The 13,065-nt window shown below is 58.1% G+C and carries 16 protein-coding genes; 10 read left to right on the top strand and 6 right to left on the bottom strand.

Annotation, left to right across the window (positions count from 1 at the left end; genetic code table 11):
• Positions 1-2: 2 nt before the first annotated feature.
• Entirely contained in the window at positions 3-137 is a 135-nt protein-coding gene (locus tag AB9K35_RS07770; protein ID WP_369925175.1) for a hypothetical protein, read from the bottom strand.
• A gap of 158 nt (positions 138-295) precedes the next feature.
• Between AB9K35_RS07770 and AB9K35_RS07765 the strand changes: the two genes are divergently transcribed.
• The 5 genes from AB9K35_RS07765 (at position 296) to AB9K35_RS07745 (ending at position 3,722) form a co-directional block, all read left to right on the top strand.
• Positions 296-1,693, top strand: coding sequence for a nicotinate phosphoribosyltransferase (locus AB9K35_RS07765; RefSeq protein ID WP_369925174.1), 1,398 nt, complete (start codon positions 296-298; stop codon positions 1,691-1,693).
• Positions 1,693-2,190, top strand: coding sequence for a hypothetical protein (locus AB9K35_RS07760; RefSeq protein WP_369925173.1), 498 nt, complete (start codon positions 1,693-1,695; stop codon positions 2,188-2,190). Before AB9K35_RS07765 ends, AB9K35_RS07760 begins: the two co-directional genes overlap by 1 nt.
• Before the next feature lie 20 nt (positions 2,191-2,210).
• Positions 2,211-2,444, top strand: a complete 234-nt coding sequence (locus AB9K35_RS07755) for a hypothetical protein (protein ID WP_369925172.1) — start codon at positions 2,211-2,213, stop codon at positions 2,442-2,444.
• Positions 2,445-2,514: 70 nt separating this feature from the next.
• Positions 2,515-3,042, top strand: coding sequence for a hypothetical protein (locus AB9K35_RS07750; protein WP_369925171.1), 528 nt, complete (start codon positions 2,515-2,517; stop codon positions 3,040-3,042).
• A 50-nt stretch (positions 3,043-3,092) separates the two neighbouring features.
• Complete coding sequence (locus tag AB9K35_RS07745) at positions 3,093-3,722, top strand: NUDIX domain-containing protein (RefSeq protein ID WP_369925170.1); 630 nt, start codon at positions 3,093-3,095, stop codon at positions 3,720-3,722.
• A 130-nt stretch (positions 3,723-3,852) separates the two neighbouring features.
• Here AB9K35_RS07745 and AB9K35_RS07740 read toward each other — a convergent pair whose 3' ends face one another.
• A complete protein-coding gene (locus AB9K35_RS07740; RefSeq protein ID WP_369925169.1) occupies positions 3,853-4,425 on the bottom strand; it encodes a hypothetical protein in 573 nt (190 codons plus the stop codon).
• A 226-nt stretch (positions 4,426-4,651) separates the two neighbouring features.
• On the opposite strand from AB9K35_RS07740, the gene AB9K35_RS07735 reads away from it, so the two are divergent.
• The gene (locus AB9K35_RS07735) at positions 4,652-6,085 is read left to right on the top strand and encodes a hypothetical protein (protein ID WP_369925168.1); all 1,434 of its coding nucleotides are present in this window, start codon (positions 4,652-4,654) and stop codon (positions 6,083-6,085) included.
• Between the two features lie 162 nt (positions 6,086-6,247).
• A complete protein-coding gene (locus AB9K35_RS07730; RefSeq protein WP_369925167.1) occupies positions 6,248-8,185 on the top strand; it encodes a calcium-binding protein in 1,938 nt (645 codons plus the stop codon).
• Between the two features lie 16 nt (positions 8,186-8,201).
• On the opposite strand, the gene AB9K35_RS07725 is transcribed toward AB9K35_RS07730, so the two are convergent.
• Genes AB9K35_RS07725 through AB9K35_RS07710 form a run of 4 tightly spaced genes read right to left on the bottom strand, consistent with a single transcriptional unit; the run spans position 8,202 to position 11,103 of the window.
• Positions 8,202-8,528, bottom strand: a complete 327-nt coding sequence (locus AB9K35_RS07725; RefSeq protein WP_369925166.1) for a hypothetical protein — start codon at positions 8,526-8,528, stop codon at positions 8,202-8,204.
• Between the two features lie 29 nt (positions 8,529-8,557).
• Positions 8,558-9,241, bottom strand: a complete 684-nt coding sequence (locus AB9K35_RS07720) for a hypothetical protein (protein WP_369925165.1) — start codon at positions 9,239-9,241, stop codon at positions 8,558-8,560.
• Positions 9,242-9,282: 41 nt separating this feature from the next.
• A complete protein-coding gene (locus tag AB9K35_RS07715) occupies positions 9,283-9,810 on the bottom strand; it encodes a hypothetical protein (RefSeq protein ID WP_369925164.1) in 528 nt (175 codons plus the stop codon).
• A 12-nt stretch (positions 9,811-9,822) separates the two neighbouring features.
• Positions 9,823-11,103, bottom strand: a complete 1,281-nt coding sequence (locus tag AB9K35_RS07710) for a WGR domain-containing protein (protein WP_369925163.1) — start codon at positions 11,101-11,103, stop codon at positions 9,823-9,825.
• A 158-nt stretch (positions 11,104-11,261) separates the two neighbouring features.
• Between AB9K35_RS07710 and AB9K35_RS07705 the strand changes: the two genes are divergently transcribed.
• The 3 genes from AB9K35_RS07705 (at position 11,262) to AB9K35_RS07695 (ending at position 13,048) form a co-directional block, all read left to right on the top strand.
• Positions 11,262-11,654, top strand: coding sequence for a hypothetical protein (locus AB9K35_RS07705; protein WP_369925162.1), 393 nt, complete (start codon positions 11,262-11,264; stop codon positions 11,652-11,654).
• A 100-nt stretch (positions 11,655-11,754) separates the two neighbouring features.
• Positions 11,755-12,540, top strand: a complete 786-nt coding sequence (locus AB9K35_RS07700) for a hypothetical protein (RefSeq protein ID WP_369925161.1) — start codon at positions 11,755-11,757, stop codon at positions 12,538-12,540.
• Between the two features lies 1 nt (position 12,541).
• Positions 12,542-13,048, top strand: coding sequence for a hypothetical protein (locus tag AB9K35_RS07695; protein WP_369925160.1), 507 nt, complete (start codon positions 12,542-12,544; stop codon positions 13,046-13,048).
• Positions 13,049-13,065: the final 17 nt, after the last annotated feature.

Genomic DNA, 13,065 nt, shown 5'->3' with positions numbered 1-13,065 from the left:
GCTTACTTCGCCGGTTCGGCGGCTGAAGCTTCCTGCTCGGCAGCCTTCTGTTTCGCCTCCTCGGCCGCCTTGGCTTCCTGCTCCCGGATCCAGCGGTTTTCTTCAGCCTTGGCGCGATCGTTCAAGCTGTTCGACATATTTGATCTCCATTTTGCGAAAATTCATGGATAGAGTAGCATCGGCCATTTTGATCGGCAATGAGAAAACAATTTCGCAATGTGACAGGTATTAAAGTGCATCATGCAATTTAATCTTGCCTGGCCCGTCATGGCGATGTAGAAAGGAGTCAAAGCTGATGTTCCCGGTACGCACCGGGCGAATTGAGGAGAACGAGATGAGCGTCGACATTGCACAACGGGTTCACAACCACAATTTTCGCATCGACCCAGTTGTCCGCTCGCTGCTCGATACCGATTTCTACAAGCTGCTGATGACCTATTTCATCTGGCGCAACTACCCGGATGTGGCCGTCACTTTTTCTGTGAAAAATAGAACGAAGTCTGTGCGTCTTCCTGACTCCATTTCGGAAACGGAGCTTCGCGAACAGCTTGATCACGTCCGCAGCCTTCAGTTCAGCGAGAGCGAACTGATCTGGCTGCAAGGCGCCCGCTTCTATGGCCAGCGCAATATTTTCCCAGGTGAGTTTATTGATGCGCTGCGCACGATGCGGTTGCCTGAGTATAAGCTTCGCCAAGAGGATGGCGAGTTCATTCTCGACTTCACTGGCCCGTGGTGGAAGGTTTCCCATTGGGAGATCCCGGCCCTTTCGATCATCAATGAGATGCGCGCCCGCTCCGCAATGGCGGACATGAGCGCTTACCAGCTGCGGGTTCTCTATTCCAACGCGACATCGAAGCTGGTGCGCAAGCTCAAGGACCTGAGCGAAGCGGGCGTGCCACGGATCGCAGAGTTCGGAACACGGCGTCGGCATAGCTGGCTGTGGCAGGACTTCGTCATCGAGGCTATGCGAGAAGAGCTTGGCGAAAATTTCCTGGGCACATCGAATGCGCTGCATGCAATGCGCCACGGCATTGAAGCCATTGGCACAAACGCGCATGAGCTGCCCATGACCATCGCAGCTCTTTCACGGTTGGAGACGCAGGGCTACACGAACCCAAGCGTCTCGCGCCGGGCCCTGTTCGCGAGTCAGTACGAGGTCCTGCGGCAGTGGCAGCAGACCTTCATCGGGAACCTCCTGGTAGCACTGCCTGACACCTTCGGATCGACCCAGTTTTTGAAGAATGCCTACCGGAATTTTCCGGATATCGCCGAGTGGAGAGGTTTCCGGGAAGACAGCAAGGACCCCTTCGTTGGAGGCGAGGAAAAAATCGCGTTCTGGAAGGAAGTCGGGCAGGATCCGCGCCAGAAAATCCAGCTGTTTTCCGATGGCCTGGATGTTGACCAGATGATCGCGCTCCACGAGGCGTTTGGCGGCCGGATCCTCGATGGTTACGGCTGGGGGACCATGGCGACCAACGATTTCCGCGGCTGCGATCCCCGCGGTCTGGACCTGCTGGACCCGATTTCCGTGGTGTGCAAGGTGAGCTATGTCATGCGCAGCGGGCGCGGCGGCATCTCCGCGGTGAAACTGTCGGACAACTACGAGAAAGCCACCGGCTCGGAGCGTGAAATCGCCTACTACCGTGAAGTTTTCGGGGCTGAGGGCGTCGCAAACGCGCCGGTGATCGTCTGATGGCGGGGCGGAAGAAAGCGCTCGCCAGCACGCCGGTTTCGCCGGTCTTGCAAGGCTTGGTCGAGCAGGTGCCGGTCACGCCGGCGCTGATGGACAGTCTGATCGAGCGGATCAACAATCAGACGGTGATCCGCGCCGCGGCCCAGTCAGATGTGACGCAGGAAGTGGCTCTGCTTGCGGCGCTGCTCCACCTGCGTGAGCGTGAAAGCCTTCTTTCGGCCCTGGTGGCGGATCTGGCACAGTCTTTGCCCGGCGATAAGCGGACCTACAGGGCCCTGAAGCGGCGGGTAGATGAAGCACTCCCTGCCGCTGATGCCCCGGCAGACGGCCTGGTGCCTGACCTGACGAGTGCGGAAGCCGCGGATTTCGAAAGCTGGCTCTTCATGCAGTCGAAGGTCATGGAGCTGCAACCGGTGCCTGCAATGCTGCGTGCCTGGCGCGCGGATGAGGAATGGCGCAATCGAGCGCACGAAAAGCCTTACAGATCGAAAGCCTGAATTCTGGATGGAGGTTGAACATGCCGGACTTTAACCGGGTCAAATTCTGCAGGGATGGCCGTGTCCTGATCACCGGCTCCCCGGCCGTTGCGGTTGCGCGCTGGGAAAAGAATCCGCGCGAGGGCTGGGATATTTTCTGCGTGCTGCCAGGCATGGAGGACAGGTCCATCAATGCGCTGCCGAGGGCCAGTGCAAACAGCACGATCATGGGCTGGTACGCGGCCCATATGGATACCGCTGGCGGGAAGAAGTAGAGCGTTATCCCAGTAGTGGCTATCTGACCGCAATGTATTTGAGAACCTTTGTCATTTTGGGAGAAGCGTCATGTTTGGAATCGGCAAAAAGGATGCCCAGGGAAATCAAACGCGGATCGAGCACCGCGGCAAGCACGTCCGGGTGTCCCGGTCCGGCGGCGCGTCGGTGCGCGCGCAAAAGAAGGTCGGCGGCGTCACCCTAACTGCAAACAGCAAGCATGGCATCCGCGCCTCGAAGAAAATCGCTCCTGGCACCCGGGTCGCCTTTCAGCGCGGACGTTTCCAGCTGCTCGGCCGCTGGTCGAAAGGCCCCTTCAATTTCAACCTGTCAAAGTCGGGCGCATCCGTCTCCGCAAAGAACCGGCGCGGCTCTTTCAATTTCAGCAATCCGAAGCGTTCTTCCTTCAAGGTGGCCGGCGTGCAATTTCGAGGCCAGAAGGCGGCTCAATTCCAGCTTTTCTACATGATGTACCGGATCACTGTCTTTTTCGCGGCCGTGGCCCTTTGGCTGATCGCTTTCCCGTTTGTCCTGCTGTTCGACTTGATGCGCCTGATCTTCCGCCGCCGGCGGCAGGTGCAAGAAGGGGAAGCTGGCTGAAATTTTCGCCAGGTGATGGCATGGTAGCCTGAAGGTTTCCGGAGGGAAAAATGAGCCGCAAGGTTGAAGTTCTCGGGCGCGAGCGCGTCTATGACGGCTTTTTCAAGGTCGACGCATGGCGCTTGCGCCAAACGGCGGAAGGCCGTGAATTCGAATTCTCACGGCTCAATTTCGAGCGCGGTCATGCTGCCGCAGTGCTCCTCTATGACCCGGAGGCCGACAGCGTGATGTGTGTCGAGGAGTTCCGGATCGGCATGCTGGCGGCTGGCTTTGAGGGCGATGCATGTTTCAGCCTGGGGCCTGTGGCGGGCATGATTGACGCCGGCGAAACCCCACGCGACGCGGCCATCCGTGAAGCCCACGAGGAGGCCGGTGTCGAGATCGAGGATCGCGATATCCTGGCGGAGTTCACGACCCTCCCCTCCCCCGGCGGTTCCAGCGAGACGGTGACGATGCTTCTGGCGCGCGCAGATCTGAGCGGGCTCAAGGATGCCGTCTTCAGTGAGGCGGGTGAGGCCGAACAGACCTGGCGCCGGGTGCTGCCGCGGGAAGAGGTGCTTGCGCGCGTCGAGCGCGAGCCATCGGCCGGTCACCTCAGCGTTCTGATGATGAAGCTGGAACTCTTGCGGCTGCGCGGCGTGCTGTGCGAACCTGCGGCGCAAAACGGCCCGGAAATGTAAGGAGTGCCGACGGCACGTCAATCAGGACACGGTAGCGCTCCAGCGCCGGATGCAGAACTCTGGATCGAGAGGGGCGCGCGGGCACCGGCCGAGCGGCAGCCAGCCGGATACGGATTCTCCGCAGTCAGGGTTATGACCCGATAAAGACGTCCATCGTGTAGCGGCCGTTGTCCAGCCGGTAGATCTCGATCTGCTCAACCGCAAGGTCTGCGATACCGTGTCCCCAGATCCCGAAGATCCCCTGTGTTTGCGGCCGGTTCAGGATGACGAGCTCCCCGAACTGCTGAGACGCCGGCGCAGGGTCTTCCCCTTCTTCGGACAAGTAGATCCCCTGATAGGCTTCCCGGATGATCTCCAGGAGCTTTGCTGCAGAGAACCCCTCGTCAGGACCACCAGAAACATGCACAAGGGCTGCGTTGTTCATTGGGTAGTCCAGAAGGAAGCTGAACTCTGCCGGCATCACACCGGGTGCAAACATGTCCCGTTCGCCGACGGTGTCCTCGTAGGCGCCATGTGCGCCAAGACCTTCCTTGGAGAAGGCCAGCATCGGTCTATTGTCATCCTGCGCCTCTTCACCCTCTTCGCCGGGCCGGAAAGCCTCCAAGGGAGCCAGAAGGTTAATGGTATCGAGTTTTATCGCCCCCTTGCGGTTCGACAGGGCTTGATGCTCTTCGCTCGTTGCGACGGAAAGTTCGATCTTCATTGGACATCTCCTTGTGCCCATTTCGCGCGCTGCGCCTCGGGACCGTGGAGGGCTGAGCCGCTCTGGACAGAAGCTTGCAGTACCTTGGAGGTAAGCCTGGTTACAACAGGATTTGCAACCCCGTCCGGGTCTGCAGGTATCGCTTCTTTCCAATCAGGCTGGTATTTTGCGAAAAACGGATGACTTGGCGGCTGAGCAGCTGGCCGGTCGAGCTTGGAGAAAAGAAATGACAGTAGAACGCCCCACCTGGAAGGTTGAAGACCTGACACTTTCCGGGTCATTCCCTGCGCGGTCTATTGATCCGGATGCCGCCATGGAGGCGGCGTTGGCCTACAAGATCTCTCATGATCGCCTGAATGACGTGACGGCGCTTGTGAAGGCCGCCATGGGCTATTTCATTGAGGCCTCGCAGGATGCCCTGGTTGAGCTGGCCTGCAAGGCGACGGCTGGCTCCCTACGCGCACCGGGCGGCTGGGAGCTTGAAGTGCTGCCGCAGCGAAACGGTCAGAGCGCAGATCTGCTTCTGCGGTCAGCGGTTGCGGGCGGATGGCATATTGGCTTGCGCACGGCAAAGGAGTTTACCGGCGCCGCTCTGGCGCGCCTTGAGGAGCTCAACCAGAAGATCGATCGGGATCTGGATACTCTGGGCCTGACCGGGAAGGAAAAGATCCTTCGGCGCATTTTCCCCAAGGGTGACCTGACGCCGGCGGAAAAAGCCTATGCCGCGCTCGAAGCCGATCCCGAAAGCTACCGCGGCCTGCAGCCCGGCGATCGTTTTTCCCGTTTGACGATGAATGCCTTCACGCTCAAAGGACCCCCTGCAGGGGTGGAGGATTTCAGCCGTCTTGATGAGATCCTGAAGGCTGATCCGGACAAGGATTACCTGTATGGAAATCATGTCCAAGCCGTCCCGGAGCTATCATTATCGGACGAAAGACGGGAACTCCTCAGCTCAAACTCCCTCAACATCGTTCATGGATCCGCAGAGGTGGCGTTGTTGTTGTTGTCCAGGCTGCTGAGCGAAAACGGTCTTGCAGACATCGTCAAAGCGCGGAGCGACGAGCTGAGCCTGAAGGGCTGGCGCTGCTACGACAGCTCCCCCGGCGGCGCGGAGATCATGGATGCTGCCACGGCCGCGGTCTACCGCTCCGGAGGATTGTTTGACGAGCGCGTTCTGGAGCGGGTCTTCCGCTTTTCCCGGGGCATTGCGGCACATGATGTGAACCTTCGCGTGCCGGACTTTATGAGCCTTGCTGTTGGACTGGTGAAGCACGGCTATACCAGCCCCGAAAGGCTGTTTGAGGCAAATGATGGCAAACACGTCGGCTATGCGCGCGAAGAGGATTTTGGCTTCTCGGTGGAAGTGAAAACGCAGCGAGGCATGTACCGGGTGGATCTGCATATCGAGGATGGTGAGATGATGCGCATCTGCGCCTTCCGGGAGAGTGGCGGCGTTGCCCGCCCGGTTGGCCGGTTCGTGCGGGGTGCGGATGGCTTTGAGGAAGATTACGCGGGGCGCCGCACCGGCGAGCCCGAAGTAGCCTATCACATCAGTAAGGTGATGGACATGAACGGGATCATCGCCGCGCTTTCGACCCTCAGCTGTGTCCTAGATATGGAATATCCGGAGGCCGGAGAGGCCGATATACCGCAGCCATAAGGCGACGAAAGCACAGGTTTAGATTTCCGAAGGAGGCTTGGTCATCGGAAGCTTACTGCCATAGCGCTCGCTGGCCTGAACAGGTATTGCATTGCTCATCTTCGCAGATACTATCCTGAATGGATTGCTTGTACCTTACATTAGTTCGAGGATTGGATTTCAGTGCAGAGAGTTATCGACTTAGGCTTCGTCCCTTATTATGATTTTTTTGAGAAAAGAAAAGATACACCACCGATCACTCTGAAAGAAGGGCAGCTTTATCAAATAAAACTAAATCTCGCGAAAATGGTATCAGCTAAAGGTCATCTTGATGAGGTGGGCACCCCTGGTACACTTGAGTGGAGAAAGCCCACTCTGGACTTCTTAAGCTTTTCAAGTTTGTCTAGTGACGACTTTGAAATGAGATATCGATACGGCTTCGATCGGATAAACGAGTTTTTCTCTGATGTTCAGATTTCATCTTTCGACGGCAGGGTCGTGACACTGCTCTTTGAATCTTTGGAAAATGTAGAGTTCGATTTCGGGAACTTCTATCTGGACATCCAGTTTGTCGCAAACCTAAACGTCATCAGACTAAAGGAAGAAAAGGATGAAAATGGAGAAGAACAACTCGTCGAGACAAGTTACAGACATCGGGAGAATATTCAAACCGGTGTAAATTTGGAAATAGACGACAATGAAATTTTGATTAGTGCCCCCCTGAAAGCAGCAGTGGCTCATCATAACGCCACTATCCGCGCCGCGAGTATTCAATCCACACAGGCTGATCGATTTGACGATAAGATGGCCGGACTTAGGGCGCTCATTGCCGACCTTGACACCCAAATCTCGCGGCAGGAAATCGATGTTGCGATGTCGGCTGGCTCTCTGGCGGTTGATGTTGTGCTGGGGAAAGCAAAAGGAGTGTTGAAAGCCTTGGACGCTGTTGCTGATGTAGCATTGGGCAAAGTGTTTTCGGCGCTTGACCTAGCCCTTGCCGCTGACAGCACGGAAAGGGCGGTTGCAGCAGCAGCCTTGGGAAACGAGTTAGTCCAGGCAAAGAGTGCCCTGGAGGAAGTGTTTCATGGGCAGGAAATTCCAGCTTACGTCAAGATATTGAACGATGTATTTCTGCTCGCGGATCTCCTAATGATAGTGCGAGATATAGGCGAGCTTGGGGATCTCAAGGAGGCTCAAGATCGTCTATTGCGAGAGTTCGATCGACTTGAGGCGCAACGCAATTCCGAAATTGACGCCAACAATCTGGACGTCAGCACCAACTTTTTTAGAACCCTAAACTCTCACCTGGAATTAGCCTATGAGAAAGAAGATGGAACGTGGCGCACCCCTGAAACGTCACTTCTCTATTTTGAAAAGGTCCAGGACGAATTTCGTCTCTCATATATGGGTTTGCGTGGATCCGAAAACCTCAATTTTCGGAATGAGTTACTTGATACAACCGTGCGCCTGTTTCAGGGCAACGATTCGTTTCTGGGCGGCATTGGCGACGATCATGTTTGGACCGGTGGCGGTCGGGATGTTGTAAGGTCAGGTTCCGGTGATGATCATATCTGGGCTGGTGGTGGACGGGATCTTGTCAAGGCAGCGTCAGGCGAAGATCGCGTCTGGCTTGAGAATGGCAACGATAAGGCATTCGGTGGTGATGGCCTGGATGTGTTGGATGGCGGAAAGGGCCGGGACCTTTTAAAGGGCAACGATGGCGACGATCGGCTGTGGGGTCAACAGGGCGATGATCGCTTGTTTGGAGGCAATGGTAAGGACTATTTGTTCGGCGGCGACGGTGATGATGTCTTGCACGGCGGCAAAGGCCGGGACTCGTTGGGTGGCGGCATAGGGGCCGACTCGTTCCAGTTCAGGAAGACCGATATAGGAAAATCAGGCACCTCAAAGGATTTTGTTCAGTATGTCGGCGTCGATGATACCTTTGACTTCACGCGGCTGAATACAGAATTCGCGCAACTCACGGTAAACTACGATCTACCAAACGGAAACCAAGCGCGCATTAAGCTCGATCATGACTATGACGGGAAGACCGACTTCATCATCAATGTGGAATATGTCAGCGGTGGCAAGATTGAGGACACCGCGTTCCTGTTTTGAGCTGCCTTTTCCACCCTCAGGGGATCGCGGCTGAAGCCGGGATCCCCGGCCAGCGCCCTGCCCCGTCCTCGAAGGCTTCCTTGATCTGATCGATCGTCAGCTGGGAGACCGGAGCGGCATTGATGTCTCGGATCTGCCCAATCAGGGCGTCCGCGGTGGCTTGTCCAAAGGCTCGGGCCAATTGCTCTCGCAGCATGGAGGGCGCAGCTCCCATGAAGACCGGAGCAACCGCATAGTGCTGCAGCAGCGGCAATGCAATTTCGATGTCCCGGCTGGACGCTTGGTTCAGCTCCGCGCGCAAATCTGCAACCTCGGCCTCGAGGCTGCAGATCTTTTCGGTCAAGATGCGTTCAGTGACCCCGTTCATGCTGATCAGAACCGCCAGGCCAGCCCGACACGCAGGTAGGGCACGACGTCCAGGTCTTCCAGGTCCGATGCCAGATCAGAAATCTCGCTGTCGACCTGCGCCTGCGTGAAGGTGCCGGTTGGGTCGCTGGCCGAGACCTTGAAGCCATCACCGAACAGAGCGCCGGCGTCCATCGAGAAGGACAGCCTGCGCGAGACCTGCTTATCAAAGCCGATCGCCACGGCGGGCATGAAATCGGTGCGGGATTCAACGCTTGCGTTCAGGCGGGATGTGATGCCGCCGATCTCAACGTCGCTGGAAGAGAGCGTGCCGGAGATATCGGTCATGAAGCCGCCGCCAGAGAGGCGGAACGCACCGCCGAAGGGGTGGTAGTCCAGCCAGACACCGGTGCCGCCCATTTCGAAATCACCGCTGTAGGTCTCGCCGCGGCTTTCTTCTTCGTGGTTCACGCTGAATTCCGCGATATTGCCCCGCACGGCGAACTTGTCGGTGAATGCATAGCGCGCTTCGAGGCTCGGGCCGAAGACGCTGACGCCGAGCCCGATCGAGAACGGAGACACGTCCCGGCCGGTCTGAGCGGAAATGCTGGCCGCGGCAATGTCAGAGGCGCTCAGCGGCTCGAATTCCGCCTCCGCCAGAGCGGGTGTGGCGAACGCCAATGCGGCAGCAAAGATGATGGAGCGTTTCATAAGGGGGTCCTTTGGTAGATGTGGAATTTCGCAGACGGGTGTCAGCGCGCGAGCGAGACGCGGCCCTCTTCCAGGCGGTCATTGATGTCTGCGAGGGCCTGACGGATCTGCGCTTCCCCTGCGGGGAAATTGACGGTCGAGCGGTTCTCGTTGAACCAGATGCGGGTCGACACCAGGAACGGGACAGCGCCCGTTTTCACGGCGGGCCGTTCTGCGAAGACAACCGCACGGGTTCCGCTGATCCGGATGGGCGCGGTGTCGCCATTGCCATCGGCTTCGAGGGTCACATTGCTGCGCGCGATGGCCTTGGCCGCACGGGAAATCTCCCCTTTGCCAGCCCGGCCGTTGTCCGACGAGTAGAAGAGCAGGATGGTATCACCGGCCGGTTCCGCATCCGGATGGCCATAGTCCGCGGTGCGGCCAGTTCCGGCCAGGCCCTGCAGTTCGTTCGCAACCCGCAGGGCTGCCTCCGCGCGCTCTGCGCTCGCAACCGGGTGGCGGCGGCCGGTGACGTCCTGCAGGGACAGGGCGGGGGCGACTTCCGCGGCAAAATGCTTTCCGTGGTTCATTTTTCGCATTCCTTATGCTTCGAATTCGACGAGGTATTTCAGTTTGGCCTGAGAGGTCCGGTAGACGATCATTTCATTGTTGCGCACGATGTCCTTCCCGCCGCGGGCAAAGACGGAGTCGTAGCCCTTAGGGGGCTTCACACTCGAACCGGTCCGGTCCGGATGCCAGGGCGCCCCCATGGCCACATCGGCGAGGAACATGTAGCACCGGCTGTCCCGCGACCCGCCGTCCCAGTAGCCATAGGCGTAGTTCAGCGACTTGGTGGATTGGTCAGAGAAATACAGACCGTCGCCGAACATGCGGCCGGTGACATGGATCGATCCCCTCGATTTCGGGATGATGAGACCGCTCTTGAGGATCGAGAGAAGGTTGTGAGCCCGGGTGCCATGCCAGAGCTCCATTACGCCGCCCAGCTTGGCGCCGTCGGCATCGTAGTCCCGGTCCATGGCCCCAAGAGAGACATCGAAAATACGCGCTGGCTTCAGCCGGTGCGATGCATGCATCGACTGGCGGCCCTGCTTGTAGAACTCGATGATGCGCTTGCGGACCGCTGGATCTTCATTGATGGACATAGAGACGTCGAAGATTTTCTCAACAGGCTGCTTACCGCCTTCGGCTTCCCGCATGCGCTGCTGCGCGGTCTCGATCGACGCTTCCAACTGATCCAACAGCGCACCCTGCTGGGTCAGGCTTTCTAAGCCAGTGATAAAATCACGGTGCCAGCCACGCTTGGATCCAACCTTCTGCGGAACGAGCATCAGGTACTCTTCCAGCGGCTTCATGAAGTTTGGCGTGTCGAAGTCCTGGCGCTCAACATAGGGCGTGAAGCCCTCAAGGAGCGCGCGCGCCTGAGCGATGTTTTGCGCGGTTACGACTCCGAGCGGCGTGGTAATCACCCCGGTCGTCAGGTCCACATCCATCTGGCCGCCGGAGGCGGCGATGATCTGGTGGCGATTGATTTTCGCAAGTTCGCGAACAAGTTCGGCAACAACTGCGTTGCCTTGGCCGATCTGTTCTTCAGCGGCTGACACGAGCTCGGATCCGTTCACCGCACTGCTGGCACTTGGCGCGCCAACGATCTCGATCTGCCGGTACCCCTTGCGCTCCTTCTCATTGATCTTGCGCTGAAACAACGCATCACCGCTTCCCAGGCTGCGGGTTTGACCTTTTGACCCGACCCGCCCATTGCGGGTGGTGACCATCCCGGACGCATCCTTGGTGATTTCCCAGAATTTGTTGTTGTTCGCACGGGTATCGGTGAGGACGTACATCCTCTTATCAACAGCGCTCATCAGCAATCCGTAATCTCAATCTACATTTTTCGCACAAGCTACCACCGAAGCTTGAGATGCGCAAAAGGAATTGCGAAAAATGAGATGGCAGGCATCAAATGCTCAATATTTTCCGGCCAGGGGAGCAAACTGCCTGAAGAACATCGTGGAGAGATCAAATGAAGACCAACGGCATCAACATCGTTCTTCTGGAGCGGTGCTTTCATCCTCTGACCGGCGCTTTCCCGGAAAGCCACAAGCTTGATGAACCATTGGATGCGGGGCAGATCCAGATGCTTCGGACCGCTGTCGATCGGATGATGGAGCACATTCCTGAGGAGGCGCGAGAGGTCGCCGCGGTGCTTGGGGGAGAAGATCATCCCGTTCCAAGCCAAATTGACACCGGCACCGCACGGAGGCTGTCCCGTCTGATTTCATACCTCTGGGAGAAGACGCCGGACGAAGAGCGCAGGCAGCTGTCGGATTGGTTCCGCTGCTTCAACACCAGCCCCAGCCGCAGGCATCCTGTCCCCGAAAAGCCCGAAAGTGCATGCTGCGACACATCTTTCTGACCACCTGGCGTTATTAAATTGCATTGCGAAATTTATTATTGCCTTCCGCTGCTGATCCCAGTAACCTGCTCATCAATCAGGCCGGACAAGGAGACCCTGAATGACCGCTGAAATCGATCCTCGTATTGGCCAGGACCGGGTTGGGCTGTTTCTGACGCGCGGTCAGATTGAGCATGCCGGTAAGACCGCAGTCTACGCTCAGATGCTCACCGACAATTCCCGGAACACAATCTGCTACGGCAGCTCCGAGAAATTCGGGGTCCTCGGCAATCCGCTGAACCCGGACCAGAAGCGGCGGGCGATCCAGGGTCTTTGGGGGGCGGATGCCTTTGATCTCGTTTTCCTGGAAGACATTGGCGCCACGGACAACCTCACCGACTGGGCGGACTACGTGTTCCAGGCGATCGGAGAGTCCGGGAAGGCCGAGCCGACGGATCTCTATGCGGGATCCATCAATGATGCGCGCTGGTATGAGGCGCATTTTGCCTCTCTGAATGGCGCCCCGAGCTATCGCCGAGGCCTGTTCGATGTTTGGGAAAATCCGGAATCCGGGAAACGTATTCATATCCTGGACCGCGAAAAACATATCCGGATTTCGTCTTCGGATGTGCGCAGCATGATCGAGCGCCGAGATCCGGCATGGCGGGATCATGTGCCGGCCAAGCTGTGGGCATTCTATGAGTGGGAGTATCCCGGACACCTCCGCACAGCCATCCCGCTCGACGGCGGCCCTGAAGACTGGCCTGACCTTGATGCCTGCCCGGCAGGAACCAAGGGCATCCGGGTTGTGGATATGGACGGCACCAAGGAGGTCCTGATCCTGCGTGCTGATGGCAAATGGCGGCCGCGTACCGCGGCGGAAAGCGGCAAGAGCCTGGGAGACTGAGATGGCGAAAATGCTGACCGTGAACCAGAAGGCTGTGCTCCAAAAGCTGTCCGGAGTGTCAGAGGGACTGTGCAGCCGGGACTTCGCCGAAATTGCCACCGTCCAGCACGGCCGCTGGGAGTGGGCTCAACCCATCCTGAAGGCGCTCGAGGCGCGCGGCTTCGTCCAGCGCGTTGGCCGCAAGACCGCCAAGGGGCAGGCTTGGCAGATCACGGCGGCAGGCCGGGCGGCGGCCAGTGCCGAGATCCCGGCTCGTCCGGTTTCCGGGAAGCTCAGCATGACAATGGAGAATGAGATCGTGGCGACTGGCAGGTCGCAGGCGAAGGGTGTCCCCTACACGTGCTGCACGCGCCGGTCCACCCATCAGGCACTCAAAGCGCGCGGCCTGGTGACCATCGTTCAGAGGTCCGATAGCTGGCGCGAAATTCGTCTGACGCAGGCAGGCGTTGAGGCATTCCAAACGCTGACCGGCGAGCCGCTCAAGATCCCCGTCGAAATCGATGCCTGAGCCTCCATACCAACCGA

This window comes from Leisingera sp. XS_AS12, assembly GCF_041224635.1.
Taxonomy (GTDB): Bacteria; Pseudomonadota; Alphaproteobacteria; order Rhodobacterales; family Rhodobacteraceae; genus Leisingera.
This window is presented reverse-complemented; position numbering and strand designations above follow the sequence as displayed.

Excerpts from the sequence above, each read along its gene's own strand:
- AB9K35_RS07750 (WP_369925171.1), top strand. The coding sequence starts at position 2,515 with ATGTTTGGAATCGGCAAAAAGGATGCCCAGGGAAATCAAACGCGGATC.
- AB9K35_RS07715 (WP_369925164.1), bottom strand. The coding sequence starts at position 9,810 with ATGAACCACGGAAAGCATTTTGCCGCGGAAGTCGCCCCCGCCCTGTCC.
- AB9K35_RS07700 (WP_369925161.1), top strand. The coding sequence starts at position 11,755 with ATGACCGCTGAAATCGATCCTCGTATTGGCCAGGACCGGGTTGGGCTG.
- AB9K35_RS07770 (WP_369925175.1), bottom strand. The coding sequence starts at position 137 with ATGTCGAACAGCTTGAACGATCGCGCCAAGGCTGAAGAAAACCGCTGG.
- AB9K35_RS07720 (WP_369925165.1), bottom strand. The coding sequence starts at position 9,241 with ATGAAACGCTCCATCATCTTTGCTGCCGCATTGGCGTTCGCCACACCC.
- AB9K35_RS07695 (WP_369925160.1), top strand. The coding sequence starts at position 12,542 with ATGGCGAAAATGCTGACCGTGAACCAGAAGGCTGTGCTCCAAAAGCTG.
- AB9K35_RS07745 (WP_369925170.1), top strand. The coding sequence starts at position 3,093 with ATGAGCCGCAAGGTTGAAGTTCTCGGGCGCGAGCGCGTCTATGACGGC.
- AB9K35_RS07710 (WP_369925163.1), bottom strand. The coding sequence starts at position 11,103 with ATGAGCGCTGTTGATAAGAGGATGTACGTCCTCACCGATACCCGTGCG.
- AB9K35_RS07760 (WP_369925173.1), top strand. The coding sequence starts at position 1,693 with ATGGCGGGGCGGAAGAAAGCGCTCGCCAGCACGCCGGTTTCGCCGGTC.
- AB9K35_RS07735 (WP_369925168.1), top strand. The coding sequence starts at position 4,652 with ATGACAGTAGAACGCCCCACCTGGAAGGTTGAAGACCTGACACTTTCC.
- AB9K35_RS07705 (WP_369925162.1), top strand. The coding sequence starts at position 11,262 with ATGAAGACCAACGGCATCAACATCGTTCTTCTGGAGCGGTGCTTTCAT.
- AB9K35_RS07740 (WP_369925169.1), bottom strand. The coding sequence starts at position 4,425 with ATGAAGATCGAACTTTCCGTCGCAACGAGCGAAGAGCATCAAGCCCTG.
- AB9K35_RS07755 (WP_369925172.1), top strand. The coding sequence starts at position 2,211 with ATGCCGGACTTTAACCGGGTCAAATTCTGCAGGGATGGCCGTGTCCTG.
- AB9K35_RS07765 (WP_369925174.1), top strand. The coding sequence starts at position 296 with ATGTTCCCGGTACGCACCGGGCGAATTGAGGAGAACGAGATGAGCGTC.